Consider the following 1,433-nt stretch of genomic DNA (forward strand, 5'->3'; position numbering starts at 1 on the left):
TTGAGCTTGCTGTGTTTATGCTTAGTATTGTACCAAGTCACAAATACTTCGACCCATTCTCGTGCTTCGGTGATGCTTTTAAAGCCAGAGCTAGGCCATTCTGGCCGATACTTTAATGTTCTAAACAGCGACTCGGAGTAAGGGTTATCGTTACTGACACTCGGGCGGCTTAATGACGCGGTAACGCCTAACTCTTCAAGCTTGGCTTTCATTGTTAACGACTTCATCGGAGCACCATTATCTGAGTGCAATACCAGTGGCTTCTTAAAGCATTGCTCACGCAGCATATTGCGTTGCATTAACTCGGCCGCTAGCTCACCACATTCACGTTCATGGACTTCATAACCCACAACCTTACGGCTATAAATATCCTCAAACATATACAGATAATAAAAGCGTCCTTTGATGACCGAAGCTAAATAAGTGATATCCCAAGACCACACTTTGTTCGGCCCATCTGCAACATAAGCATCTGGTTTACTTCTTTTTGTTATGCTTTGGCTTCGTCCACGTCGATTTAATTGAGCATTGGCTTTTAACACTCGGTAAAAACTCGACTCTGAAGCGATATAGACCCCTTCATCAAGCAGCGTCGGCACGATTTGTGAGGGAGGTAGACTCGCAAACCTTGCCTCATTCGAGGTTGCCAGTATCAGCTTTTCCTCGTCATCACTAAGCTTGTTGGCTGGCTCCTGTCTTACCGCCGAGGGCCTTAAATCAGCTTGTACTTTTCCTGCTCGATACCAGCGCCGATACGTCCGCTTACTTAGCTCTGCTTCAGCGCAAGCCTTGTAAAGACGTGCACCGTGGGCATACGCTTCTTGTATTAAATTCACCAATGTTATGCGCTTAGGCAAAGGCGTTAACTCTCCTCGTTGTCGTCCTCCCAAAGCGCATTGAGCTTTTTTCTAAGCACCAGTAAAGCCGCTGTTTCTGCTAACGCCTTCTCTTTGTAGCGTAGCTCTCGTTGCAGGGATTTGATTTCTGCTTTGTCTGATTTGGCTTGCTGCTTAATCGTTTTGGCTTGAACTTCACTTGTCGTAAAGCCCCCTAAACAATCTTGTTTCCACTGCTGAACTTGTTCTCGAAACAAACCATTTTCTCGGCAATATTGGCTTACTTCAGCTTCAGACATTGGCGCTGTTTCAATGAGAACGGCAAACTTAGCTTCGGCCGACCAATCATTACTGGTCAATTTTTTACCTGGCACTGGGCGACCCTCTTTTTTAGCTTTATCGCGCCAATGATACAGGGTTTGGTAGGCGATCCCTTCACTACGTGCCACTTCCATGACGGTCATATTGTGGGGAGGCAATAACTTCTTTAAAACTGCTTCTTTACGTTCAGATGAATATCGTGCCATTGAGCTCTCATTGACCGCCCCCTCTATTTAATTATTGGATGATTTTAAGGGGTGACAACAATCCTGACAC

Annotated in this window: 1 pseudogene; it reads right to left on the reverse strand. The window is 45.6% G+C overall.

Annotation, left to right across the window (positions count from 1 at the left end):
- Positions 1–1,363: pseudogene (locus AAEY93_RS20230) on the reverse strand (IS3 family transposase); the annotation flags it as partial.
- Between the last annotated feature and the right edge of the window lie 70 nt (positions 1,364–1,433).

It is taken from the genome of Shewanella sp. CAL98-MNA-CIBAN-0140 (assembly GCF_040309905.1).
GTDB lineage: Bacteria > Pseudomonadota > Gammaproteobacteria > Enterobacterales > Shewanellaceae > Shewanella > Shewanella psychromarinicola.